This window comes from Providencia sp. (assembly GCF_040396775.1).
GTDB lineage: Bacteria > Pseudomonadota > Gammaproteobacteria > Enterobacterales > Enterobacteriaceae > Providencia.
Map to the genome: position 1 here is coordinate 102,185 of NZ_JBEBNT010000010.1, position 23,130 is coordinate 125,314.

A 23,130-nucleotide genomic window follows, 5' to 3' on the forward strand; every position below is an offset into this window, starting at 1 on the left:
ATCTTGAGGGCTACAAAATGCAGGAAAGTTATAAAGTTCTTGTCGTCGATGATGATATGCGTTTACGTGCACTGCTGGAGCGTTACCTCACTGAACAAGGTTTTCAGGTTAGGAGTGCTGCGAACGCTGAACAAATGGACAGGATCCTGACGAGGGAATCTATTCATCTGATCGTGTTAGATTTAATGCTTCCGGGTGAAGATGGCCTATCAATTTGCCGCCGTTTACGTAGCCAAAATAACCCAATTCCTATCATTATGGTGACGGCGAAAGGCGAAGAAGTTGACCGTATTGTTGGTTTAGAAATTGGTGCGGACGACTATATTCCAAAACCGTTCAATCCGCGTGAATTGCTTGCACGTATTCGTGCGGTATTACGTCGTCAAGCGAATGAATTACCGGGTGCACCATCTCAAGATGATGCAGTCATTACCTTTGGTAAATTTAAACTGAATCTCGGAACGCGTGAAATGTTCCAAGGCGATGAAAATATGCCATTGACCAGCGGCGAGTTCGCAGTATTAAAAGTGCTGGTTTCTTACCCAAGGGAACCGTTATCTCGTGACAAGCTGATGAGCTTAGCGAGAGGCCGCGAATACAGTGCGATGGAGCGTTCTATCGACGTTCAAATTTCACGCCTACGTCGTATGGTTGAAGAAGACCCTGCTCACCCACGTTATATTCAAACGGTTTGGGGCTTGGGCTATGTGTTTGTTCCGGATGGAAGTAAAGCATGAAGCGACTGAGGTTCTCTCGACGTAGTACATTTTCTCGTTCGTTGTTCTTATTTGTTGCGCTGCTGTTCGCAAGTTTAGTGACCAGCTACATGGTTGTATTGAATTTTGTTGTGATGCCAAGCTTACAGCAATTCAATAAAGTCCTTGCGTACGAAGTAAGAACATTGATGACTGAGAAAATGGTGCTGCAAGATGGAACCTCAGTGCGGGTATCTCCCGCTTTGCGTAAGAAAATCTACAACGAATTAGGTATTACGTTCTATGCCCACTCGGCTGCAATGGAAGAGGGGCTGAACTGGGCTAAAGAGTATGACTTTCTGAGTGACCACATGTCGCAATACTTAGGTGGAAAGGCGAGTGTTCATCTTGAACTTGGCCGTGAGTATCCGATTTTGTGGTTAACGTCTTACCTCGCTCCCGATATCTGGGTGCGAGTTCCCCTGACTGAAATTGGTCAAAATCAATTTTCCCTTGTCTTCAGGTATACCTTAACTATTTTCCTCACAATTTTTGCGGGGGTATGGCTGTATATCCGCTACCAAAACAAGCCATTGCTTGAATTGGAGTACCACGCAGGGGAGGTCGGAAAGGGCTTTGTCTTGCCCCCGATGCAAGAAAAGGGGGCAACGGAAGTTAGAGCAGCAATTCGGTCTTTTAACCATATGGCCGCAGGGATTAAAACCCTTGAAAATGACCGAACTGTCCTGATGGCAGGGGTCAGCCATGACTTAAGAACACCGTTAACTCGTATTCGCTTAGCCACAGAAATGATGAGCCCAGAAGACAGCTATCTGGCAGAGTCTATCAATAAAGATATTGAAGAGTGTGACGCGATTATCGGCCAATTCATGTCTTACCTGAAAACAGGTCAAGAAATGGATATGGAGTTCTGCGATCTCAACGCTATCCTTATGGAAGCGGTTAGTGCTGAAAGTAATGTTATCGGCGAAATTGAAACCGCGTTAGAACCAGGCTCTATGATTGTGAACGGTAACCCGCTGGCGATTAAGCGTGCAATCACCAATATGATTGTGAATGCTTATCGCTATGGGAATGGCTGGATCAAAGTCAGCAGTGGAAAAACCGAAGATTTCGTGTGGTTCCAAGTGGAAGATGACGGCGCAGGGATCAAAGACGAAGATATCCACCGTTTATTCCAACCGTTTGTGCAAGGTGAAAAAGCACGAAGCAACAAAGGGACAGGTTTGGGGCTAGCGATTATACGCCGTATAGTGGATGCCCATGAAGGGAGTATTGAGATCCACAAAAGTGAGCGTGGCGGGTTTGCGATTAGGGCTTTGCTCCCTCTCAAAGAAAAAGAAGACTGATATCTCGTCATATTTCAAGCCGTAGGGGTGTTGCCTACACTCAGCTCCCCTAGTCACATACTGGCGTATGCTCCTAGGGATATCTTCGTTTGGCGCCTACCTACAGCTTGAACTATTTAGAGCTATCTTCCTATTTATAGAGTTCGAATTGTTTTGCGTATTATCTGTATTCAGGCTCCTTGGGCGCCTATCGATAACTTGAACTATTTAGCGCTATCCTTTTTTGCCTAGACTAAAAATATTTTTCGCTTTTATGACAGTCTGTCATTTTTCTTTTTCAAACGTATTTTGATGCGATTTTTATTTAACTATTTGAATTTAATTTATTTTTATTTTTATCCTTCCTGGCTTTATCTCGTCCTCAGTGAAAAAATAATCAATTGTCATAAAACTGTCATAAAAACGACATGTTGTCGTAACTAAATTGTCCTATTTTTCCTACCGTGACATACACCCAACAATTTTATACTTGATTGTTTCTATACATCCCCGGAGGGATTATGAAAATGACGCGTACCACCTTAGCAAGCGTAATGGCAGCAACTTTATCTCTGACTGCAATGTCTTCTTTTGCTGCTACCAGCCTGACCGGAGCTGGCGCGACCTTCCCTGCTCCTGTCTATGCGAAGTGGGCAGACTCTTATCAGAAAGAAACAGGTAATAAAGTGAACTATCAGGGGATCGGTTCTTCTGGTGGTGTAAAACAAATTAATGCAAAAACCGTTGATTTCGGTGCATCTGATGCGCCATTAACTGACGAAAAATTAAAAGAAGATGGCCTGTTCCAATTCCCTACTGTTATTGGTGGTGTGGTGCTGGCGGTTAACGTAAAAGGCATAGAGTCAGGCCAACTGACTTTAGATGGCAACACATTAGGTGATATCTATTTAGGTAAAATCACCAAATGGAATGACCCTGCTATCGCAAAATTAAACCCAAATGCAAACTTACCAGACCAAGCCATCGCGGTGGTAAGACGTTCTGACGGTTCAGGTACCACATTCGTCTTTACAAGCTACTTAGCAAAAGTCAGCACAGGTTGGAAAGATGAAGTTGGTGCAGGTTCAACCGTTAACTGGCCAAAAAACAGCGTAGGCGGCAAAGGTAACGACGGAGTTGCAGCGTTCGTACAGCGCCTGCCAGGCTCTATCGGTTATGTTGAATATGCTTACGCAAAACAAAATAATCTTGCGTATACTAAGTTAGTTTCTGCGGATGGCGAAGCGGTATCACCAACAGGTGAAAGCTTCAGCGCAGCAGCGAAAAAAGTTGATTGGTCTAAGTCGTTTGCACAAGACCTGACTAACCGTGACGGCGCAAACGCATGGCCAATCACGTCAACGACGTTCATCTTAGTACACAAAGAACAAGCGAATGCTGAGAAAGGTAAAGCAGTTCTCGACTTCTACAACTGGGCGTACGATAAAGGCGGCAAGCAAGCAGAAGCACTGGATTACGCCGTTTTACCTCAAGAAGTTGTAACAGCCGTTCGTGCAGCATGGAAAACAGAAATTAAAGATAGCCAAGGTAAAGCATTGTTTTAATGCCCCTCGGGTTGGAAATGGCGGGTAAGTACTGAGGAACAGGGCTTACCCGCTCATTGTTGTAACGCAATCCTACAAACCAAGTAGGAATGGAAAGAGAACAAAGCGCATGGCCGAAAAAACAACGGCATTTAGAGCTCCCAGCAAATCAGGTGATGTAATTTTTGGTGCACTGGTAAAGATTGCCGCGCTAATCACTTTATTAATGCTCGGTGGCATCATTATTTCCCTTATTTTTGCATCTTGGCCAAGTATGCAGAAGTTTGGGTTTTCGTTTTTATGGACTAAAGAGTGGGATGCGCCAGCGGAACAGTTTGGTGCCCTTGTGCCGATTTACGGTACCATTGTAACCTCGCTAATCGCCCTGATTATCGCGGTGCCTGTCAGTTTTGGTATTGCACTGTTCTTAACGGAACTTGCACCAAATTGGCTAAAGCGTCCATTAGGGATTGCTATTGAATTGCTTGCCGCCATTCCCAGTATCGTTTACGGGATGTGGGGCTTATTCGTTTTCGCCCCCCTATTCGCAGAATACTTCCAAGAGCCAGTCGGCAACGTGATGTCGAGTATTCCGATTGTCGGTGAGTTATTTTCAGGCCCTGCTTTCGGGATAGGTATTTTAGCGGCGGGGATTATCCTCGCGATCATGATTATTCCTTACATTGCGTCTGTTATGCGTGATGTGTTTGAACAAACCCCGGTGATGATGAAAGAGTCAGCCTACGGAATTGGCTGTACCACGTGGGAAGTGATTTGGAACATTGTACTGCCGTATACTCGAAACGGGGTAATAGGTGGGGTGATGTTAGGGTTAGGCCGTGCATTGGGTGAAACCATGGCAGTGACCTTCGTGATTGGTAATACTTACCAACTCGATAGCGCATCTCTCTTCATGCCAGGGAACAGTATTACCTCTGCATTGGCGAATGAGTTTGCGGAAGCAGAAAGCGGCTTACATACCTCAGCGCTGATGGAACTTGGGCTTATCCTGTTTGTTATCACGTTCATTGTGTTGGCAATTTCCAAGTTGATGGTAATGCGTCTTGCGAAGAATGAGGGCCGTTAATATGTCTGAATCTCAACCTTTTATCGTCAATGAGAAAGAACGCGCCCGCCGTCAAGCATGGCGCCGCCAAGTGAATAGAATGGCGCTGTTTGTCTCAATGCTGACCATGGCATTTGGGTTGTTCTGGCTAGTGTGGATTTTATTTTCGACGGTGACCAAAGGGATTGACGGCATGTCCCTCAACCTGTTTACCGAAATGACCCCGCCACCAAATACCGAAGGCGGTGGTTTAGCGAATGCGATCGTCGGTAGTGGTTTATTAATTTTATGGGCAACGGTGATTGGAACGCCTTTAGGGATTTTAGCGGGAATTTATTTAGCTGAATACGGCCGTAAATCATGGCTAGCGTCTGTGACCCGCTTTATTAATGACATTTTGTTATCAGCACCATCTATCGTTGTTGGCTTATTTGTGTACACCATTGTGGTGGCGCAAATGCAGCATTTCTCTGGATGGGCTGGGGTGATTGCACTGGCATTGCTGCAAATTCCCATTGTTATTCGTACCACTGAAAACATGCTGAAGTTGGTACCGGATAGCTTGCGTGAAGCGGCTTATGCTCTTGGAACACCAAAATGGAAAATGATTTTATCCATTACATTAAAAGCATCAGTATCCGGGATTATTACAGGGATCTTGCTAGCAATTGCGCGTATTGCGGGGGAAACCGCACCGCTCCTGTTTACTTCATTGTCGAACCAGTTCTGGAGTACAGATATGAGCGAGCCAATTGCTAACTTACCTGTGACTATATTCAAATTTGCAATGAGCCCATTCTCGGAATGGCAAGATCTCGCTTGGGCTGGGGTGCTGTTAATTACCCTGTGTGTCCTGATCATTAACATCATTGCCCGCGTTGTGTTTGCACAGAAAAAACACTAATCGCCCGGATAAATAAAGATTTAGAGAGAAAGTAACCATGATTAATGCAAACGAAATTGCGAACAGTAAAATTAAAGTCCGTGACCTCAACTTCTATTATGGCAAGTTTCACGCACTGAAAAATATCTCTTTAGACATTGAGAAAAACAAAGTTACGGCGTTTATCGGCCCATCAGGTTGTGGTAAATCCACATTATTACGTACTTTCAATAAAATGTATGAGTTGTACGGCGAACAACACGCACAAGGCGAAATCTTACTGGATGGTCAAAACATCCTGACGGATAAACAAGATATCGCATTATTACGTGCAAAAGTGGGCATGGTGTTCCAAAAACCAACGCCATTCCCAATGTCTATCTACGACAACATCGCGTTTGGCGTGCGTTTGTTTGAAAAACTGTCTCGTGTGGAAATGGATGAGCGCGTGCAATGGGCATTAACTAAAGCGGCACTGTGGAATGAAACCAAAGACAAACTGCACCAAAGCGGTTACAGCTTGTCGGGTGGTCAGCAACAGCGCCTGTGTATTGCGCGTGGTATTGCGATTCGTCCCGAAGTGTTATTGCTGGATGAACCTTGTTCAGCCTTGGACCCTATTTCCACAGGTCGTATTGAAGAGTTAATCAGTGAATTAAAATCAGAGTATACCGTCGTGATTGTTACCCACAACATGCAACAAGCGGCGCGCTGTTCTGATTACACAGCATTTATGTATTTAGGTGAATTGGTTGAGTTTAATCATACCGATAAGATGTTCACCACCCCAGAAATGAAGCAAACTGAAGATTATATTACTGGCCGCTACGGTTGATATGGAGCCGACGATGGATACGCTGAATCACAACAAACATATATCTGGGCAGTTCAATGCGGAACTGGAACATATCCATACTGAATTAATGACAATGGGAGGGCTGGTCGAAGAACAGCTCACCAAAGCCATCACGGCAATGCATAATCAGGATGAAGCTCTAGCGCGTGAAGTTATCGAAAATGACCACAAAGTCAATATGATGGAAGTGGCTATTGATGAAGAGTGCGTCAAAATTATCGCTAAGCGTCAGCCAACGGCGAGTGACTTGCGACTGATTATGTCAATTTCCAAAACTATTGCGGAATTGGAGCGCATCGGTGACGTTGCCGATAAAATCTGCCAAACCGCATTGGAGAAATTTTCGCAGCAACATCAGCCGCTTCTCGTTAGTTTAGAATCGCTAGGCCGCCACACAGTGCAAATGCTGCATGATGTGTTGGACGCGTTTGCGCGTATGGATCTCGAAGAAGCCGTTCGTATTTACCGCGAAGACGAAAAAGTGGACCAAGAGTACGAAGGCATTGTGCGTCAGCTAATGACCTACATGATGGAAGACCCGCGCACCATTCCAAGCGTGTTAACGGCGCTGTTCTGCGCACGCTCAATCGAGCGTATCGGAGACCGCTGCCAAAATATCTGTGAGTTTATTTTCTACTATGTGAAGGGGCAGGATTTCCGTCATGTGGGTGGGGATAATTTAGAAAAAATGCTCACTAGCAAATAAATGCTCGTCATATTTCGCACTGTAGCGGCGTTGGCTGCACAACGCCACTCTAGTCACATACTTATGTATGCTCCCAATTTTCGTCATCCTTCGTGCTGTGGCGGTGTTGGCTTCATTCGGCTACTTGGGTCACATACTTGTGTATGCTCCCCAAGCTATCCTCATTTTGCCGCCTAGCCACAACGCGAATGATTTAGAAAATTAAATGGTTGTTTTTTAGGTACAACGTATCTAAAAATTTAGCTTAAGATTTTTATACGGACTTTCTTCTTGCTCGATAAGAGTCTATTGATGGTGAAAACCATATTCGGGGGCCTTTGTTATAGCATTTGCCCCTTTTTTGTACTTTCATATATTCCATTTTGTTATAAATATATTATTTAATATTATTTCAGGTGCTAAGAGATAGTTGATAGCGTGTGGTGGTCGATTTACATAAATTTACCACTAGGGGTATTCAATGAAAGCTCGTATTCTGACGACTGTTTTACTTACAGGTTTGGCGCTGACAGCGAATGTCGCTAGCGCAGATAAATTAGATGATATTAAACAAGCGGGTGTGATCCGCATCTCCGTATTTGATAGCAATCCTCCGTTTGGTTTTATTGACCCACAAACTAAAAAGCTAGCGGGTTATGACGTTGATATCGCGCAAGAAATTGCAGATAGCTTAGGTGTGAAACTTGAACTGCGCCCAACAAACCCTGCAAACCGCATTCCACTGCTGACCTCTGGTAAAGTTGACCTGATTGGGGCGAACTTCACCATTACCGATGAGCGTGCAAAACAGGTTGATTTCTCTATCCCTGATTTCGCCACTGGCCAAAAATTTATTGCTCGTAAAGGCGTATTAAAAACCCCTGATGACATCAAACCACTGCGTATTGGTGCCGATAAAGGAACGGTGCAGGAAGTTACACTGCGTGAACGTTTCCCAGATACCAAAGTGATTTCTTATGATGATACTCCGCAAGCATTTGCGGCGCTGCGTAATGGTAACGTCCAAGCGATTACCCAAGACGATGCAAAACTGGTTGGCTTATTAGGTAACTTGCCAGAAAAAGTAAAAGTAGATTTTGAAATTTCACCGTTTAGCTTAACCAAAGAGTACCAAGCTCTGGCTGCCAGCAAAGGCGAAACGCGTTTAGTTGAAAACGTGAATGAAACCCTGCTGAAACTGGAAAAAGACGGTAAAGCCGAAGTGATTTATAACCGTTGGTTTGGTCCAGACACCAAAGCTGCTCAACCACGCGGTGACTTTAAATTTGCCCCACTGAGCGAACAACAACCACAATCTTAATCGATAGTGGCAAGAATTGAGTGATTTGAGACCCTGCACTGTGTGCGGGGTTCTTGGTTATACGGGGTGAGTTTTTTAGTCACAGGATGTGAAAGAAATAGGTCGTGAACTATGTTTGAGAAATTTGTCAGCGGTGATTTTTGGTCTGCGCATTTACTCGCGCCACAGTACCTTGAATGGTTCGGCTATGGCTTTGTTTTAACAGTCTGGATCTCGATTTGCACCATTATTGCCGCCACCTTTTTAGGCTTTTTAGTTGCATCAGCAAAGGATAGCCAGATTGCTCCTCTGCGCTGGGGAGTGAGCATCTATATTTCTATTTTTAGAAACACGCCTTTGTTGGTGCAGTTATTTTTCTGGTATTTCGCCTCGGGGGAAATTCTCCCTTCTGCGGCGATGGAATGGCTAAATACACCCCATGAAATCAACGTATTTGGGCTCACTGTAGGTTGGCCTTCTTTTGAGTTTTTAGCCGGTTTTATTGGGTTAACGTTATACACCGTCCCTTTTATTGCGGAAGAAATTCGCGCGGGGATCCGTGGGGTACGCCAAGGGCAAAAATATGCCGCGTTTGCGCTGGGACTGACTTCGTGGCAAGCGATGAAATTGGTGGTATTGCCTCAAGCGGTCAAAATCGCCATGCCGCCGTTACTTGGTCAGTACATGAACGTGGTAAAAAATTCGTCTTTAACCATGGCGATTGGCGTCGCGGAGCTCTCTTATGTGTCTCGCCAAGTGGATAGCCAAACCTTACAAACCTTCACTGCATTTGGGGTAGCAACGGTGCTGTATATCGCCATTATTGCGTTGATGGAAGGTTGGGGACAGTGGCGCTTGCAACGTAACTTGGCTCAGGGGGTGTAACATGGATTTTTCAGTGATCGAACAAAATTGGCAATATTTACTGTTTGGGACTTTCCCTGACGGCCCATTAGAAGGGGCAGCACTGACGCTGGTAATTAGTTTGTTAGCAGGGGCAGCATCCATTGTTTTAGGAACCTTGGGCGGTATTGCATTAGCCATGTTACGTGGCTTTTGGGTTAACCTATTTGCAGCAGTTTTAGGCTTTTTCCGTGCAATTCCTGTCATTATGTTGATATTTTGGACCTATTTCTTGCTACCGATTTTATTAGGCACAGAAATCCCCGGGATCACCACGGTAGTCTGTGCACTCGCCTTGATCACTTCCGCTTACTTAGCCCATGCTGTGAAAGCCGGGATCTTAGCGATAGGCGCAGGGCAATGGCAGGCAGGGTTGTCCCTTGGTTTCAACCGCTGGCAAGTACTGTGGAATATCGTTTTACCCCAAGCATTACGTATGATGGTGCCGTCGTTTATCAACCAATGGGTGGCGCTGATTAAAGACACTTCATTAGCCTATGTTGTTGGTGTGGCTGAATTATCTTTCTTAGCAACTCAAGTGAATAACCGCGAAATGGTTTATCCACTGGAAGTTTTCTTATTCGTGGCATTTATCTACTTTGTGATGTGTTTTGCGGTAGAAATCATTGCCAATGTGGCGGCGAAAAAACTCAGTGCGCAAAATGACCCATACAAGCGGGCGGCAAAACGTAGCTTATTATTTTGGCGTAGACAAAAATTGTTAGCACTATCCTAAATAGGAATGGCGGTTTTTATACCGCCATCTTACCAAAACCCATTTTTATTCTTTTTCATAATTCATCGCGTTGTATCAGTTAGTTAGGACATTTTGCCTGTTGAATTTTACGCAATCGTTTTCTTTTTCGATTTTTAATTGTAGTATAGGGCGAAAAAAACTTTTTTTGGGCGCGATATCTAATGAGTAATCAATCTTCTAGCTCGGCACAATCGCAGAGCTTGTTTCAGCGTGTTTTTAAATTACAAGAACACGGCACAACCGCACGAACTGAAGTTGTCGCTGGCTTCACAACCTTCCTGACGATGGTGTATATCGTCTTTGTTAACCCTCAAATTTTGTCAATTGCAGGCATGGATATCAAAGCGGTGTTCGTTACCACCTGCTTGATTGCGGCAATTGGCAGTATTTTGATGGGCTTACTCGCTAACTTACCGATTGCGGTCGCACCCGCGATGGGGCTGAATGCCTTCTTTGCATTTGTAGTGGTTGGCGCGATGGGTTATTCATGGCAAGTGGCGATGGGCGCTGTTTTCTGGGGCGCAGTTGGCTTGTTTATCCTGACATTATTCCGCATTCGTTATTGGATTATTGCGAATATCCCTCTGAGTTTACGTGTGGGGATCACCAGCGGTATTGGTTTATTTATTGCGATGATGGGGTTGAAAAACTCCGGTATTATCGTGGCAAACCCAGATACATTGGTGTCTATCGGTAACTTAACACACCATAACGTGTGGTTAGGCGCGCTGGGTTTCTTTATTATCGCCATTTTAGCGGCGCGTAATATCCATGCGGCGGTGTTAGTGTCTATTGTCGTGACCACCTTAATTGGTCTGGCCCTCGGTGATGTGCAATACACGGGCATTTTCTCTATCCCACCAAGTATCACTAGCGTCGTAGGTCAAGTGGACTTCGCAGGCTCATTAGATTTAGCGTTATCTGGCGTGATTTTCGCTTTTATGTTAGTCAACTTATTTGACTCATCAGGCACCATGATTGGTGTAACTGACAAAGCTGGGATCACCAATGAACGCGGGACTTTCCCTCGTATGAAGCAAGCTTTGTATGTTGATAGCTTAAGCTCAGTCGCTGGCTCAGCAATGGGAACCTCATCGGTAACGGCCTATATTGAAAGCTCTTCAGGAGTGTCAGTCGGTGGGCGTACAGGGTTAACGGCAGTCGTGGTTGGTATCTTGTTCCTATTGACCATGTTTATCTCTCCACTTGCGGGTATGGTTCCTGCTTATGCAACTGCGGGTGCATTGATTTACGTGGGTGTGTTGATGACTTCAAGCCTGACTCGCGTGAAATGGGATGACTTAACGGAATCCGTCCCTGCGTTTATTACCGCAGTGATGATGCCGTTTAGCTTCTCAATTACAGAAGGGATTGCGTTAGGGTTTATTGCGTACTGTGCGATGAAAATCGGGACAGGACGCTGGCGTGATCTGGGCCTGTGCGTGATTTTAGTGGCAGCGATGTTTTTGCTTAAAATGATTTTAGTCGACGCCTAAAATGCTCGAATGCTCGTCATACTTCGAGCTGTGACGTTGTTGCCTACACTTGGTTACTCGGGTCACATACTTGTGTATGCTCCCCGAGATAACCTCGCTTGGCGCCTAGCCACAGTTCGAATTATTTAGAGCATTAATAAGTCACATTAACTGTGTTGGCTTCGTTTGCTAACTCTAATCACATACTTGTGTATGCTCCTAGAGCTAACTTTGTTTAGCTGCACAAATTTTTTAAAGTCATTTAATGAGTTAATCATTTCTCTTTCTTCTATTCGAATCCCTCTACATGCAACGCGAATTATTTAAGGTATAATCAGTAAAGTACTGTTGCGAAGGCAGGGTGGAATAAAAAATCCGCTGAAATTGCAAACTAGTGCTTTCCCCCTTTATGGGATCCTGCTAGATTTCGCAGCAGAAACTGACTTTATCAAGGTATCAGACCATGAATGCACCAAAAAAACCGGCAGCTAAGCCAAAGAAAAAATACCGTAAAACTAAAGAAGAATTAAACGCGGAAGGCCGTGAACGTAAACGCGAGAAAAAACATCGTGGTCATAAATCTGGCAGCCGCTATGAAGAACAAGCATCCAACAAGCAAAATGGTGGGCAAAATGCCTCCGCTGATCCACGTTTAGGTAGCAAAAAACCGGTTCCTTTGGTTGTGGATGAAAAACAAATTACAAAACCTGTTGTTGAGAAAAAACAGCCAGTTGTTAAAGAAAAACTGACGCCTGAAAAAGAGTTAGAGCTGTTAGAAAGCGATGACCGTTTAGATAGCTTATTGGCTCGTTTAGAAGATGGCGAAACGGTTAATGCAGAAGAGCAAAAATACATCAACACTTGTTTAGATCGTATTGATGAACTGATGAATATCTTAGGCATTGAATATGCTGACGAAGAAGAAGAGGAAGAAGACGAAGATAAATTAGATGACATCATGCGCATCTTAAAAAGCAAATAACTTCGTTTAACCATCCCTCGTGTAAGCGGGGGATGCGTCTGTTTTTTCTATAAACACACTTTTCTTTGATGTTGCATCAAGTCTCTTTTCTCTAACATCTTTATAATACTCGTCATATTTCAAGCTGCAGCATTGTTGGCTACGTTCATTCGCACGAGTCATATACTTATGTATACTCCTAGCGACTCATTCACTTGCCGCCTAGCCGCAACTTGAAATATTTAGAGTCTATAACGTTATGTATGCGATAAAATTTTTACACCACCGAATAACAAATTAAATAAGGTGCAACCCGTTGTAATGGTTTGAGCTTTTGGTCAATTGAGGAATGTTATGTCAGAGCAAAATATTGTTTGGGATCTTTCTCTCATTCAGAAATACAATTATTCAGGGCCGCGGTATACGTCATATCCGACCGCCTTGGAATTTAATCAAGACTATGATGAACAAGCGTTTATTAGCGCCACGGCGCGTTATCCCGAACGCCCGTTATCGCTATATGTGCACATTCCTTTTTGCCATAAACTCTGCTATTTCTGTGGCTGTAATAAATTAGTTACTCGCCAAAAACATAAAGCGGATGAATATTTAAAAGTTATTGAAAAAGAAATCATTCAACGCGCATCTTTATTAAAAAACCGCACGGTCACGCAAATGCATTGGGGCGGTGGTACACCGACTTATCTTGATAAAGCCCAAGTTAGTCATTTAGTTGGTTTATTGAAAAAACATTTTCATTTTGCCGATGATGTGGAAATGTCCATTGAAGTCGATCCGCGCGAAATCGAACTCGATATGATTGACCACTTGCGCCATGAAGGCTTTAACCGCCTAAGCATGGGCGTGCAAGACTTCAATAAAGAAGTGCAGGTACTAGTGAATCGCGAACAAGACGAAGACTTTATCTTTGCCTTGATTAAACGTGCAAAAGAAACGGGTTTTACATCAACCAGTATTGACCTGATTTATGGTTTACCAAAACAGACCCCCGAAAGCTTTGCCTTTACATTGAAAAAAGTGGCGGAGTTATCACCAGACCGCTTAAGCGTATTTAATTATGCTCACCTACCAAATCTATTTGCTGCGCAGCGCAAAATCAAAGATGAAGATTTACCGAGCGCGGAGCAAAAACTCGATATTCTGCAAGATACCATTGCGACGCTAACCAAAGGGGGCTACCAGTTTATTGGGATGGATCACTTTGCCCGCCCTGAAGATGAGCTAGCAGTGGCGCAGCGGGAAGGGATTTTGCATCGTAACTTCCAAGGTTACACCACCCAAGGGGATTGCGACCTGCTAGGTTTAGGCGTTTCGGCAATCAGTATGCTAGGGGATAACTACGCGCAGAACCAAAAAGATTTAAAAACCTATTATGCACAGGTGGAAGAGCAAGGGCATGCCTTATGGCGTGGCTTGGCTTTAACTGATGACGACTGTCTGCGCCGTGATGTGATCAAAACCTTAATCTGTAATTTCCAACTGGATTTTTCACAAATAGAAGCTCTATATCCGATTGATTTTAAATCTTATTTTAAAGAGGATTTAGAATTATTGAAGCCAATGGCAGATGATGGGCTGGTGGAAATCTCAGACACAGGTATCAAAGTAACTCCGCAAGGGCGCCTATTAATCCGCAATGTGTGCATGTGTTTTGATGTGTATTTGCGGGGGCAGATGAGGCAGCGGCAGTTTTCCCGCGTCATCTAATACTCTGCATATTTCAAGCGGTCGCGTTGTTGCCTGCTCTCGGCTACTCGGGTCACATACTTTTGTATGCTCCCCGAGATATCCGAATTTTTGCCGCCTTGCTCTAGCACGAACTATTTTGAGTATTGAAAGCGGGTCATATTTCGCGCAATAACTGTGCTGGCTTTAGAATTAAGCATCAATTCTGGTTATCAATCTTTTCAATTAGTTGGTAAACGGCATTAATACGCTCGGGGATTGGATACCATTTATTGGCAAGGATCACCACAGCGACTTGCTCTTCAGGGATAAATACTGCGTAGGTGGCAAAGCCATTGGTTGAGCCCGTTTTATTATAAAAAGCACGGGTTTCTGGTGGTAATGCGGGTTGAATCGCATCCACTTTTTGCGGCTGCAATGCCATTTCATCGCGGTTGCCTTGCTGTAATTGCGAAAGCGATACTGGCCATGGGTAGCTTTCCCACATCATATCTTGCACAAATGAATCGGTTAAATATAACCCGGTATGGGTATCTTCCACCGCTTCTTGCCACGGTTTTGCCACTTTTACCGTTTGCATATTAATTTCAAGAAAACGAATTAAATCTTTCGCGTTTGATTTTAAACCATAAGCTTGCGCATCTAAAATTTGTGGGGTGACTCGTACAGGTTGGTCTTTTTTATTGTAGCCTTGTGCATAATTTTTTTGCTGGTTTTTTGGCACATGAATATAGGTGTGCTTGAGGCCAAGGGAAGGTAGCATCAATTTTTCCATGGCTTGTTCAAAAGGCATTTTTAACTGTTTTGCTGTCACAATACCTAATAAGCCCGTCCCTAAATTAGAGTATGAACGAAACTGGCCAATCGATTTTTCAGGGATCCAATTTTGGTAATAACGGGTTAATTCCGCTGAATTTGTAATCGAATCAGGAACAAATAAGGATAAACCCGATGTATGGGTTGCAAGATTCATTACCGTAATATGGTCGAATGCAGAGCCTTTTAATTCAGGTAGATAGTGGCTCACTTTTTGTGAAAAATCTAATTTACCCTGTACTTGTGCATAGGCGGCTAAAGTGGCAGTGAATGTTTTAGATAGTGAGCCAATTTCAAACAATGTGTTGTCGTTAACAGGTTCTTGGCTCTGTTTGGATTGTACGCCATAGTGATAAATGTAGCTTTTGCCCTCCATGGAGATGGCAACAGACATCCCTGGAATACCTTGCTTTTTCATCAACGGTTTAATGATGTTATCAACATCCTGTTGGCTTAACGCGTTGGCTGAAAGGGTCGTAAAAGCCAAACTAAGAGCGACAAAAATCCGCCCCTGACGAAAAATATTTTTCATAGAGTTGTCCAATTAAATAAAAGTTTAAGTTATTGCTAACTGGTTTTGAAAAATGCTTCTGTGCGACAGATAAGTGCCGTAATATCACAATTAGCGGGTTAAAGTAGTTGTTGGGCAAGAGTATGCGTGTTTTAAATTATTTTTTAAAACGATATAAAATTCGATGAGCCAAAAGAAAATCTTATGTCAGGAAATTATCGTCATCGCCTTCCGCTTAATGCACTTCGTGCATTTGAAGCCTCTGCAAGGCATTTAAGTTTTACGCGAGCAGGGTTGGAGTTGAATGTGACTCAAGCTGCGGTGAGCCAGCAGGTTCGCTTGTTGGAGGAGCAATTAGGGTTAGAATTATTTATTCGCCTATCAAGAGGTTTGGCGTTAACAGATGAAGGCTTAGCTTTGTTGCCCGTATTGAGCCGTTCTTTTGATCAAATCGAGTCATTACTAACGCAATTTGAAGATGGCCATTATCATGAAGTGTTAAGCATTTCGGTGGTAGGTACCTTTGCGGTGGGGTGGCTATTACCACGTTTAAGCAAATTTTCTGATTTGTATCCTTATATTGATTTGAGGATTATGACCCACAATAACGTAGTCAATTTGGCGGCTGAGGGTGTTGATTTCGCCATCCGCTTTGGGGAAGGCTTATGGCCATTAGTGGAAAATACACCTTTATTTTCGACATCCCATACGGTGTTATGCACAGAAAAAGTCGCTGCTAATTTAGTATCACCACTGGATTTAAAAGACTGCAATTTACTGCGTTCTTACCGTAAAGATGAGTGGGAAAAATGGTTTCTTGCTGCACAAGTCGAGCCATGGCGAGTGAAGGGGCCAGTGTTTGACTCCTCGCGCTTAATGGTTGAGGCTGCAATATTAACGGATAGTGTTGCATTAGTGCCAAGCTGTATGTTTGAGCACGAAATTAGTGCTGGAGCACTGGTGCAACCTTTTGATATTGGCGTTACATTAGGTGGCTACTGGCTTAGCCGTTTAAAGTCAAAGCCGATGACTTCCGCGATGAACATTTTCCAGCAATGGATATTAGAAGAGGCTCAACATTGTTAAGCCAGCACAATGATGTAGCTGGCTTAGGCGGGGTTATTTTGCAGTTTATCTGAATACCATGTTTTAAAACACAAGCGTTTCGGCCTCATAGAAACTTTTTTTGTCATGAATAACGTTATTGGCATGATGTAATGGGTTATAGTCAGAGAAAAAGTAGGCGGGGTCGATATCGAATATTTGGCAAAGTTGAAATAGCGTATCAACATGGATATTCACCTCTCCATTTTCATAGCGAGATTGATGTTGTTGGCTAATACCTAACAAAACACTGAGTTCCTTGCCACTCATACCGTAACTTTCTCTTAATGACCTAATTTTTACACCTACTGATGTGGATATTTTTTTGCTCATAATATGCCTTAATAAATAATTTATTAATATTAATTTAGGTATTTTTACTTATTTTAGTTCCGCTAATTCTTTTATATCTTTATTAGATAGTAAATCATAAAAGTTAATTTCAAAGTAATTAACATATTGTGCTAATCTGTCTAAGTTAATACGGTTGATTCCCCGTTCGTATCTTGATTGTTGTTGTTCACTTATTCCAAAATCATTGGCCATTTTAGATAATGGAATGCCTTTCATTTTCCGATAGTAAGTTATTTTACGACCGACTAATTTTGATGCAGGGTAATTTTTCTGCATATTAAACTCCTTTTATATCTAAACAAATATTTTAAAATGACTACTTTGACATAAAAAAGAATTTTAAATAAAATTGGTTTTTATATTAATTTATTACTCTAACAAAGAGTAATTGGTATTAGAATAGGCTTTCATTATTAAATTTTGAAAAATTAACTTGATATTGAAATTTAACTTAATTGATTTCAATTTGAAACATAATGCTCACTATTTAACGAGTATAAAAAATTCTTATTAATAGCTAAATACTGATGAGTATAATTTCGATTATTCATATCTGATGTTTATAGTCGCTATACTATTCGCCGTGCCTGGTGTTATTTTATTCGCAGTTTTAACATAACGTGCTTTCCAATTGAAGTTATAATCGCCATTTGCAACATTATTTTGCAACGTGAATGTTGAATTGAGTTTTATCGGGTTACTATTTTTGTCTAATAACTGAATTGCTACACCTGTTGCTTGGCCTTGACCAGATAGCTTAATTTTCCCTGTGTTGGTATCAACATATCCAGCACTACTCGTGACAGTCACTTTTAGGTTTGTACCCGCAGCACAGCTTAGGGTGACAGGGATGTTGTAGCTGTTGCTAAAACTCCCGATGCTTGAAAATTGTGTATCATGCCAAGTCCCTAAGTTGACATTGTAACTGTTGGCTTTTGTCGAACACTGTAATACATTAATTTTTATTGTGTTTGCTGGGATATTTAACGATGTGAGATTCCAAGTACTGTTATGTGGTGCTGGATTTCGCTGTGTTAATCTACCAACAAGCCCTGATTTTAAGCTGCCTGCTTGTGTGACTTGACCTGTTTTTTTGATAGTAATCGTCCAATATGGATTAGGTATGCCCCAAGCGGCTGGATTGTCTGCAGTGGGTGGTCCATAGCGTGTATTTAAGAAGCCGATTTCTGTTGCCTTCACTTGAATACTGATGCCGGGTATATTACTGGCGGCAATTTTATTCCCATTTGGCACCCAACCATTGACATAATCAGCATATAAATAGGCATTCCCACATTTACCATTACTCATTGGGCCGGAATATGTATTGACTCGTGAACTTTTAAAGTTGACTTGAATAGTCGCTAAATCGCGAGCTCCTGTGTCATCATATTGGAGCGAATATGTTCTTGCTGGTACATTAACCACAACATTGTTTAAATTAGGGTTTTGAATACAAGCAGCATTAGCGTAACCTACATTTAATAATATGAATGCAGGCAGTGTTTTATAGTTAAATATTCTTTTTTTGATCTTCATTGCTATTTATACATTAATGAATAGGTTTCAATTATTTTCATTTTTTCTTCATTTGAAAAATTAAAGAAATTAATCAGTTCTGTTTCGAAAAAAGTTGCATATTGGTTTAATCTATCCAGATTAATACGATTAACCCCTCTTTCATAACGGGACTGTTGCTGCTCGCTAACGCCAATTATTTTGGCAAGGTCATGCAGGGACATGCCTTTCATTTTTCGATAATAAGTTATTTTATTTCCAATAATTCTAGATACTGGGTAATACTCAGACATTTAACCACCTCTAATCAGAAATAGAAAAGGCACTATTTTTCAATACGATTAATGATAAACAAAATTAAATTCTAGATGGCTACGAAATGAACCGGGCTCCATACCACTGCCATAACCGGCTACGCGAGCTGAAAATGGAAACTCCACACTGCGAGTTTGGCTGTTCACAGGAATAGTGATTTTTGCATTATTTTTAAGAGTGGTTTTGCTGGTGCCATCAGCCAAGTTCAAAGCGACATTTTTTGCTGTGCCATTATTAATAAAATAGTCTGGTGTAGTGGTATCAGGTGTGCCAGATAACGTCATTACCGCTTCTTTAGTTGCTACGGGGCAATTTTTTAATTTCACCGAAAAATCCACCCAAGGGGATTTTTGAGTTGCCTTAATATTCCAAATATTAATTTTTTTAAGATCAATCACATAGTTTGTGGTTTCTAATTCACACGGCATTGCTGTGACATAGCCACGGACATTAATATTGATTTGCTGGTCGGCTGCAAACAAGGGGCCAGATACCAGCAATAATGAAAGTGCTAATTTTTTCATTAGTTCATTCCTTTTCTTATAAATAGGTAATCGTGGCGGTAATATTGGCTAAAATTGACCCTGGAACCACATTACCCACAGCACTGTAAGCACGGGTACGCAATGGGATGGTAATATCGGGTTGCCCATTTAGTGGCACCTGTAAGACTTTTAAATTACCTAAGGGGGTTACCCCGTCATTACTTTGTAATTGCACGGCAACATTTTTTGCGGTACCTAAATTTTTATATAAACTACTGGTGGTATCGCCAGTTTCAGCCGTACCCGTAAAGGTCAGTTTGATTTGGTTTACAAATGACGAGCAATTATTTAATTTAATATTAAATGTATTCCAAGTAGAACCTGTTTGTGCGCCATTAAATATATCAATGGGCAAACGTTTTAAATCAATATCAATATTATTACCGCCAGAAATATTACAAGTAGCGGCTTTAATGTTGCCCGTAAAATTAACAGTAATATTCGTACCTGCAAAAGAGGATAAATTCACGACGAATAAATTTATCGATAAAATAGCGAGTAATATTTTTTTCATAGCATTATTCCTACTCATAGCGAATATTAATAGTAGCGGTGCCATTTGCAGGGCCGGGGGTAATTTTATCAGTAGTTTTAATATATCGCGCTTTCCAGCCGAAAATATGATCACCAGCCGCTACTTTATCTTTGATTGTTCGTTTGCTGTTTAAAGGGATAGGGTTTTTATTGGCGTCGACAATTTGTATTGCAACCCCAGTGGCCTTATCTGCCCCCCCTGATAAGGCTAATTGGCCTTGTGCGGCATTAATGGTGCCACTGGTTGCCGCGACGGTTGCTTTAATATTGGTGCCTGCCATACAGGTTAAAGTAATCGGGATATCGACTTCCGTGCTGGTGCTACCAACCGTAGGGAACTGAGTATCATACCAGTCACCTAAGTTAATTGTTGGGACTGGGCTTTTTAATGAGCAGCTTAATACGTTTATACGAATGGCATTAGCAGGCATATTTAGAGTTGTTAAATACCATGTACCTGATGCTCCACTATTAGTTTGGGTTAGTTGTGCAATGCTTCCTGAGCGAATCACACCCGAGCTAGTCACTTGCCCAGTTTTTTTGATTGTAATATGCCAAACGGTGTCATAGATAACCCAACCTAACATCCCTGAGGTTTGAGGCCCGAGTCGGCGGTTAAAATTGCCACCAATACCCCCAGTTGCAACTGTAATGGCAATTCCGGGTATATTCGAAGGGGCGATATAATTGTTAGGTGTCCAACTGTTGACGAAATTTCCGTATAAGTAGGAATTACCACAGCTGGTATTTTCACCATAAGTATTTGTTGATGAAGCGGATAAGTAACGTATATTGAACGAGCCAAGATCTCTTGCAACAGTATCATCATATTGAAGGTTATAGGTTGCAGATGGAACATTAGCCTGTATATTTCTGAAGTTAGGATTTTGCGTACAAGCCGCACTCGCATACCCTGAATATAAATATACACAACTAGCCGCTAATATTGATTGATAAATTAATTTTCTCATAACCTATTTCCTTATTATCGGCAAACTGCGGTGGTTTTATATAAGCCCATATAATCTGAAATTCCTGCTAAGTTATAATTCACTTGGCATTGTTGTTTCTCGTTATATTGAATAATAAAATGGCCACTTTCCGCTAAACCGGATAAATACACTTCACCATCATTGCCGACTAGGCTATTTAATTGGTTGTTATCGTTAAAGATGGCCTGCGCTCCAAATGGTACCGGCTTACCGTCTGCAAAGGTTAGCGTCATAATCGCACGGTAACCGACGTTCGCCGCAAAGCTCGCTTTTACTAAGGCGCCACGACTTGGTGCAACGGTTTGGCTGGTTAACTCCATTTCGGTATTATCGGGTAACGCTGAGGTATCGATATCCACGGTATTTTTGCGGTAAGCCGTCACGTACGGCACTAATGCATAACCTTGGTTATTCGTCACCACGCCCGCTTGGTTCATAATCGGTACATCACCTGCATTCGGGATTTCCACAATGGCGGCGGTCTCACCCAACTGCTGCCCTAATACTAACCCGTTCGAGTGTGCGACTAAGCTGCCGTTCACTCCGTAATACAGGTTGTAGTTGTCTTTGCTGTAACCCGAACCACCAGAAACTTCACCGTATTGCCCTTTATAGGAGGCATTCAAGTTACCTGTTGTCCCCGTTTCTTGGTTGGTAAAGCCTTGTTGCATACTCCAATTTAAACGGTTGTTAAGCTGAGATGCAGAAACGCCTATACTACCTGTGCTAGAGTCCCGGCTGCTGTGGTTACTGACAAAATTGATGTACGCAGTATCATCAAATAAACTAAACGGAATATTGACCGAGAATGTGAATAGGTGATCTTCAGCACTCTGATTTTTCGTTCCCGTTGTGTATGAATAGCTGCTGGTATCCTTGTTATAGGTATAATTCAGCCCATAGCTGATCCCTTGCCAGCTATTGTTATAACCCAGCGTAGCGGACTGTGTTTTGCGGTCGCTATTCCAATAATCTTCGTTGACGTAACCCGCTGAAATTGAACCGTAAGTATCTCCCAGATTTTGGCTCAAGGTAATTTCCCCGCGATTACGGCGGCGTTCAATTTCAGGTACATAGTTGGTATCACGGAAGGTATCGAACACTTCCGATAAGCTGTAAAACCCTTCTGTGGAATAGCGATAACCTGCTAAGGCGATATTGGTGCCGATATCATTTAGGTTTTTGTTATAGCGAAAACGGTATGATTGTCCGCGCTCTTTGATGTCGCTACGCAACTTAGCGTAGGACTGGGTGACGTCAATAGACACTGCTCCAAACCGACCTAAGTTTTGCCCCGCACCCACTGAATAGGATTGATAATCTTCACTTAACTGGCTACCACCGTAGGCGGTCACGCCATGGGGTAAGCCATAAACTAAGGTAAACTGGCCAAATTTAGTTTTATCTACGTGGCTATCATAAGAGCGATATTGCCCCGCAGTGGCGCTATAGGCTAAATACCCTTCGCGCTGCAACACAGGGAGTGATGCAAACGGCACGATTTGCACTTGTTCACTGCCATTCGACTCTTTTATTGTCACATGTAAGTCACCGCTGCTTCCCGTTGGGTACAGATCACTGATTTCAAATGGCCCTGCGGCGACGTCAGTTTGGTAAATGGTATACCCATTTTGGCGAATGGTGATTTGTGCATTACTGCGCGCTATTCCGCGCACCACAGGGGCATAGCCGCGTAAACTTTCAGGGTACATATCGTCATCGGTGGCGAGTTGCGCCCCACGAAATGGTACGCTATCAAACACTTGTGATGGCGATATACTGTCTCCAAGGGTTAACTGGCTTTTTAGGCTATTGATCCCACGGGAGGCATAGGTGTAAATGGTGTCCCACTTATTGGATTGCCCGCTGCTATTTGACCATGTGGTGTAGTTACGCAGACGCCATGCCCCAATGTTAATGCCCGGACGTAGGTTCACGTAGTTTGACGTGGTATCTTCGCCGCCTTTACGGTCAGTATTTTTCGAACCGCTGTAGCTGTAATTGAGTAGTAGGGCGGTGATTCCATTGTCGATATCCGCTAAGTCCACGTAACCCCGAGGGTTTTTCGCCAGCGCGATTTGTGGAATGCTTAAATACAAACGTTGAGAATCAAAATCAAAGTTACTTTTGGCATCGGGAATAACCGACAAATTGACACAGCTATTTTGGGTATTGTGTAATTCAGGGTAATCCGCAATTTTAATATCAAAACTTTTTAAATCGTCCAGCGTTAAACACGGTGCTAATGTATTGTCGCTAT

Annotated in this window: 23 protein-coding genes; 14 read left to right on the forward strand and 9 right to left on the reverse strand. The window is 42.7% G+C overall.

All coding sequences use genetic code 11. From position 1 onward, the window contains the following. Nucleotides 1–17: 17 nt before the first annotated feature. From ompR to hemN, 13 genes are all read left to right on the forward strand, one after another. Nucleotides 18–737 carry an osmolarity response regulator transcription factor OmpR gene (gene ompR, locus ABWP91_RS12300; protein ID WP_042847751.1) on the forward strand — a complete coding sequence of 240 codons (720 nt, stop codon included), beginning with the start codon at nt 18–20 and terminating at the stop codon, nt 735–737. Beyond that, nucleotides 734–2,065 (forward strand): two-component system sensor histidine kinase EnvZ, encoded by a 1,332-nt coding sequence (envZ, locus tag ABWP91_RS12305; RefSeq protein WP_353243527.1) that lies wholly within the window; start codon nt 734–736, stop codon nt 2,063–2,065. Before ompR ends, envZ begins: the two co-directional genes overlap by 4 nt. Before the next feature lie 500 nt (nt 2,066–2,565). Beyond that, complete coding sequence (pstS, locus tag ABWP91_RS12310; RefSeq protein ID WP_353243528.1) at nt 2,566–3,609, forward strand: phosphate ABC transporter substrate-binding protein PstS; 1,044 nt, start codon at nt 2,566–2,568, stop codon at nt 3,607–3,609. Between the two features lie 109 nt (nt 3,610–3,718). After that, on the forward strand, nt 3,719–4,675 hold the full coding sequence (pstC, locus tag ABWP91_RS12315; protein ID WP_206084973.1) for a phosphate ABC transporter permease PstC: 957 nt from the start codon (nt 3,719–3,721) through the stop codon (nt 4,673–4,675). A gap of 1 nt (nt 4,676) precedes the next feature. Then, the gene (gene pstA, locus ABWP91_RS12320) at nt 4,677–5,558 is read left to right on the forward strand and encodes a phosphate ABC transporter permease PstA (RefSeq protein WP_502935811.1); all 882 of its coding nucleotides are present in this window, start codon (nt 4,677–4,679) and stop codon (nt 5,556–5,558) included. A 37-nt stretch (nt 5,559–5,595) separates the two neighbouring features. Then, complete coding sequence (gene pstB / locus ABWP91_RS12325; protein WP_219245365.1) at nt 5,596–6,372, forward strand: phosphate ABC transporter ATP-binding protein PstB; 777 nt, start codon at nt 5,596–5,598, stop codon at nt 6,370–6,372. Between the two features lie 13 nt (nt 6,373–6,385). Beyond that, nucleotides 6,386–7,099, forward strand: coding sequence for a phosphate signaling complex protein PhoU (gene phoU / locus ABWP91_RS12330; protein WP_353243529.1), 714 nt, complete (start codon nt 6,386–6,388; stop codon nt 7,097–7,099). A 460-nt stretch (nt 7,100–7,559) separates the two neighbouring features. Beyond that, nucleotides 7,560–8,399, forward strand: a complete 840-nt coding sequence (locus ABWP91_RS12335; RefSeq protein ID WP_219245366.1) for an ABC transporter substrate-binding protein — start codon at nt 7,560–7,562, stop codon at nt 8,397–8,399. A gap of 111 nt (nt 8,400–8,510) precedes the next feature. Then, the gene (locus ABWP91_RS12340; RefSeq protein ID WP_219245367.1) at nt 8,511–9,263 is read left to right on the forward strand and encodes an amino acid ABC transporter permease; all 753 of its coding nucleotides are present in this window, start codon (nt 8,511–8,513) and stop codon (nt 9,261–9,263) included. Between the two features lies 1 nt (nt 9,264). Beyond that, nucleotides 9,265–10,017, forward strand: a complete 753-nt coding sequence (locus ABWP91_RS12345; protein ID WP_353243530.1) for an amino acid ABC transporter permease — start codon at nt 9,265–9,267, stop codon at nt 10,015–10,017. 182 nt (nt 10,018–10,199) lie between these two features. Then, a complete protein-coding gene (locus ABWP91_RS12350; protein ID WP_353243531.1) occupies nt 10,200–11,534 on the forward strand; it encodes an NCS2 family permease in 1,335 nt (444 codons plus the stop codon). Between the two features lie 442 nt (nt 11,535–11,976). Further along, nucleotides 11,977–12,495 (forward strand): Der GTPase-activating protein YihI, encoded by a 519-nt coding sequence (gene yihI, locus ABWP91_RS12355; protein WP_353243532.1) that lies wholly within the window; start codon nt 11,977–11,979, stop codon nt 12,493–12,495. 333 nt (nt 12,496–12,828) lie between these two features. Further along, on the forward strand, nt 12,829–14,202 hold the full coding sequence (gene hemN / locus ABWP91_RS12360) for an oxygen-independent coproporphyrinogen III oxidase (protein ID WP_353243533.1): 1,374 nt from the start codon (nt 12,829–12,831) through the stop codon (nt 14,200–14,202). Between the two features lie 178 nt (nt 14,203–14,380). Here the strand turns inward: hemN and ampC are convergent, their stop codons facing one another. Then, nucleotides 14,381–15,529, reverse strand: a complete 1,149-nt coding sequence (gene ampC, locus ABWP91_RS12365; RefSeq protein ID WP_353243534.1) for a class C beta-lactamase — start codon at nt 15,527–15,529, stop codon at nt 14,381–14,383. Nucleotides 15,530–15,712: 183 nt separating this feature from the next. Here ampC and ABWP91_RS12370 point away from each other — a divergent pair, with 183 nt between their 5' ends. Then, a complete protein-coding gene (locus ABWP91_RS12370; RefSeq protein WP_353243535.1) occupies nt 15,713–16,594 on the forward strand; it encodes a LysR substrate-binding domain-containing protein in 882 nt (293 codons plus the stop codon). Between the two features lie 63 nt (nt 16,595–16,657). Here ABWP91_RS12370 and ABWP91_RS12375 read toward each other — a convergent pair whose 3' ends face one another. From ABWP91_RS12375 to ABWP91_RS12410, 8 genes are all read right to left on the reverse strand, one after another. After that, nucleotides 16,658–16,945 carry a helix-turn-helix domain-containing protein gene (locus tag ABWP91_RS12375; protein ID WP_353243536.1) on the reverse strand — a complete coding sequence of 96 codons (288 nt, stop codon included), beginning with the start codon at nt 16,943–16,945 and terminating at the stop codon, nt 16,658–16,660. Between the two features lie 48 nt (nt 16,946–16,993). After that, nucleotides 16,994–17,242, reverse strand: coding sequence for a helix-turn-helix domain-containing protein (locus ABWP91_RS12380; RefSeq protein ID WP_353243537.1), 249 nt, complete (start codon nt 17,240–17,242; stop codon nt 16,994–16,996). Between the two features lie 267 nt (nt 17,243–17,509). Beyond that, a complete protein-coding gene (locus ABWP91_RS12385) occupies nt 17,510–18,505 on the reverse strand; it encodes a fimbrial protein (protein ID WP_353243538.1) in 996 nt (331 codons plus the stop codon). A gap of 2 nt (nt 18,506–18,507) precedes the next feature. Continuing rightward, on the reverse strand, nt 18,508–18,777 hold the full coding sequence (locus ABWP91_RS12390; protein WP_353243539.1) for a helix-turn-helix domain-containing protein: 270 nt from the start codon (nt 18,775–18,777) through the stop codon (nt 18,508–18,510). Between the two features lie 48 nt (nt 18,778–18,825). Continuing rightward, on the reverse strand, nt 18,826–19,323 hold the full coding sequence (locus ABWP91_RS12395; protein WP_353243540.1) for a fimbrial protein: 498 nt from the start codon (nt 19,321–19,323) through the stop codon (nt 18,826–18,828). A gap of 16 nt (nt 19,324–19,339) precedes the next feature. Beyond that, on the reverse strand, nt 19,340–19,858 hold the full coding sequence (locus ABWP91_RS12400; protein WP_353243541.1) for a fimbrial protein: 519 nt from the start codon (nt 19,856–19,858) through the stop codon (nt 19,340–19,342). Nucleotides 19,859–19,868: 10 nt separating this feature from the next. Continuing rightward, nucleotides 19,869–20,849 carry a fimbrial protein gene (locus ABWP91_RS12405; protein ID WP_353243542.1) on the reverse strand — a complete coding sequence of 327 codons (981 nt, stop codon included), beginning with the start codon at nt 20,847–20,849 and terminating at the stop codon, nt 19,869–19,871. A gap of 14 nt (nt 20,850–20,863) precedes the next feature. Continuing rightward, on the reverse strand, nt 20,864–23,130 hold a 2,267-nt coding region (locus tag ABWP91_RS12410; RefSeq protein WP_353243543.1), incomplete at its 5' end, for a fimbria/pilus outer membrane usher protein.

Coding starts and splice junctions, on each gene's coding strand:
- ABWP91_RS12385 (WP_353243538.1), bottom strand. CDS start 18,505: ATGAAGATCAAAAAAAGAATATTTAACTATAAAACACTGCCTGCATTC.
- yihI (WP_353243532.1), top strand. CDS start 11,977: ATGAATGCACCAAAAAAACCGGCAGCTAAGCCAAAGAAAAAATACCGT.
- ABWP91_RS12395 (WP_353243540.1), bottom strand. CDS start 19,323: ATGAAAAAATTAGCACTTTCATTATTGCTGGTATCTGGCCCCTTGTTT.
- pstA (WP_502935811.1), top strand. CDS start 4,677: ATGTCTGAATCTCAACCTTTTATCGTCAATGAGAAAGAACGCGCCCGC.
- ABWP91_RS12390 (WP_353243539.1), bottom strand. CDS start 18,777: ATGTCTGAGTATTACCCAGTATCTAGAATTATTGGAAATAAAATAACT.
- phoU (WP_353243529.1), top strand. CDS start 6,386: ATGGATACGCTGAATCACAACAAACATATATCTGGGCAGTTCAATGCG.
- ampC (WP_353243534.1), bottom strand. CDS start 15,529: ATGAAAAATATTTTTCGTCAGGGGCGGATTTTTGTCGCTCTTAGTTTG.
- envZ (WP_353243527.1), top strand. CDS start 734: ATGAAGCGACTGAGGTTCTCTCGACGTAGTACATTTTCTCGTTCGTTG.
- ABWP91_RS12350 (WP_353243531.1), top strand. CDS start 10,200: ATGAGTAATCAATCTTCTAGCTCGGCACAATCGCAGAGCTTGTTTCAG.
- pstB (WP_219245365.1), top strand. CDS start 5,596: ATGATTAATGCAAACGAAATTGCGAACAGTAAAATTAAAGTCCGTGAC.
- ompR (WP_042847751.1), top strand. CDS start 18: ATGCAGGAAAGTTATAAAGTTCTTGTCGTCGATGATGATATGCGTTTA.
- ABWP91_RS12335 (WP_219245366.1), top strand. CDS start 7,560: ATGAAAGCTCGTATTCTGACGACTGTTTTACTTACAGGTTTGGCGCTG.
- pstC (WP_206084973.1), top strand. CDS start 3,719: ATGGCCGAAAAAACAACGGCATTTAGAGCTCCCAGCAAATCAGGTGAT.
- ABWP91_RS12370 (WP_353243535.1), top strand. CDS start 15,713: ATGTCAGGAAATTATCGTCATCGCCTTCCGCTTAATGCACTTCGTGCA.
- ABWP91_RS12405 (WP_353243542.1), bottom strand. CDS start 20,849: ATGAGAAAATTAATTTATCAATCAATATTAGCGGCTAGTTGTGTATAT.
- ABWP91_RS12340 (WP_219245367.1), top strand. CDS start 8,511: ATGTTTGAGAAATTTGTCAGCGGTGATTTTTGGTCTGCGCATTTACTC.
- ABWP91_RS12375 (WP_353243536.1), bottom strand. CDS start 16,945: ATGAGCAAAAAAATATCCACATCAGTAGGTGTAAAAATTAGGTCATTA.
- hemN (WP_353243533.1), top strand. CDS start 12,829: ATGTCAGAGCAAAATATTGTTTGGGATCTTTCTCTCATTCAGAAATAC.
- ABWP91_RS12345 (WP_353243530.1), top strand. CDS start 9,265: ATGGATTTTTCAGTGATCGAACAAAATTGGCAATATTTACTGTTTGGG.
- ABWP91_RS12400 (WP_353243541.1), bottom strand. CDS start 19,858: ATGAAAAAAATATTACTCGCTATTTTATCGATAAATTTATTCGTCGTG.
- pstS (WP_353243528.1), top strand. CDS start 2,566: ATGAAAATGACGCGTACCACCTTAGCAAGCGTAATGGCAGCAACTTTA.
- ABWP91_RS12380 (WP_353243537.1), bottom strand. CDS start 17,242: ATGCAGAAAAATTACCCTGCATCAAAATTAGTCGGTCGTAAAATAACT.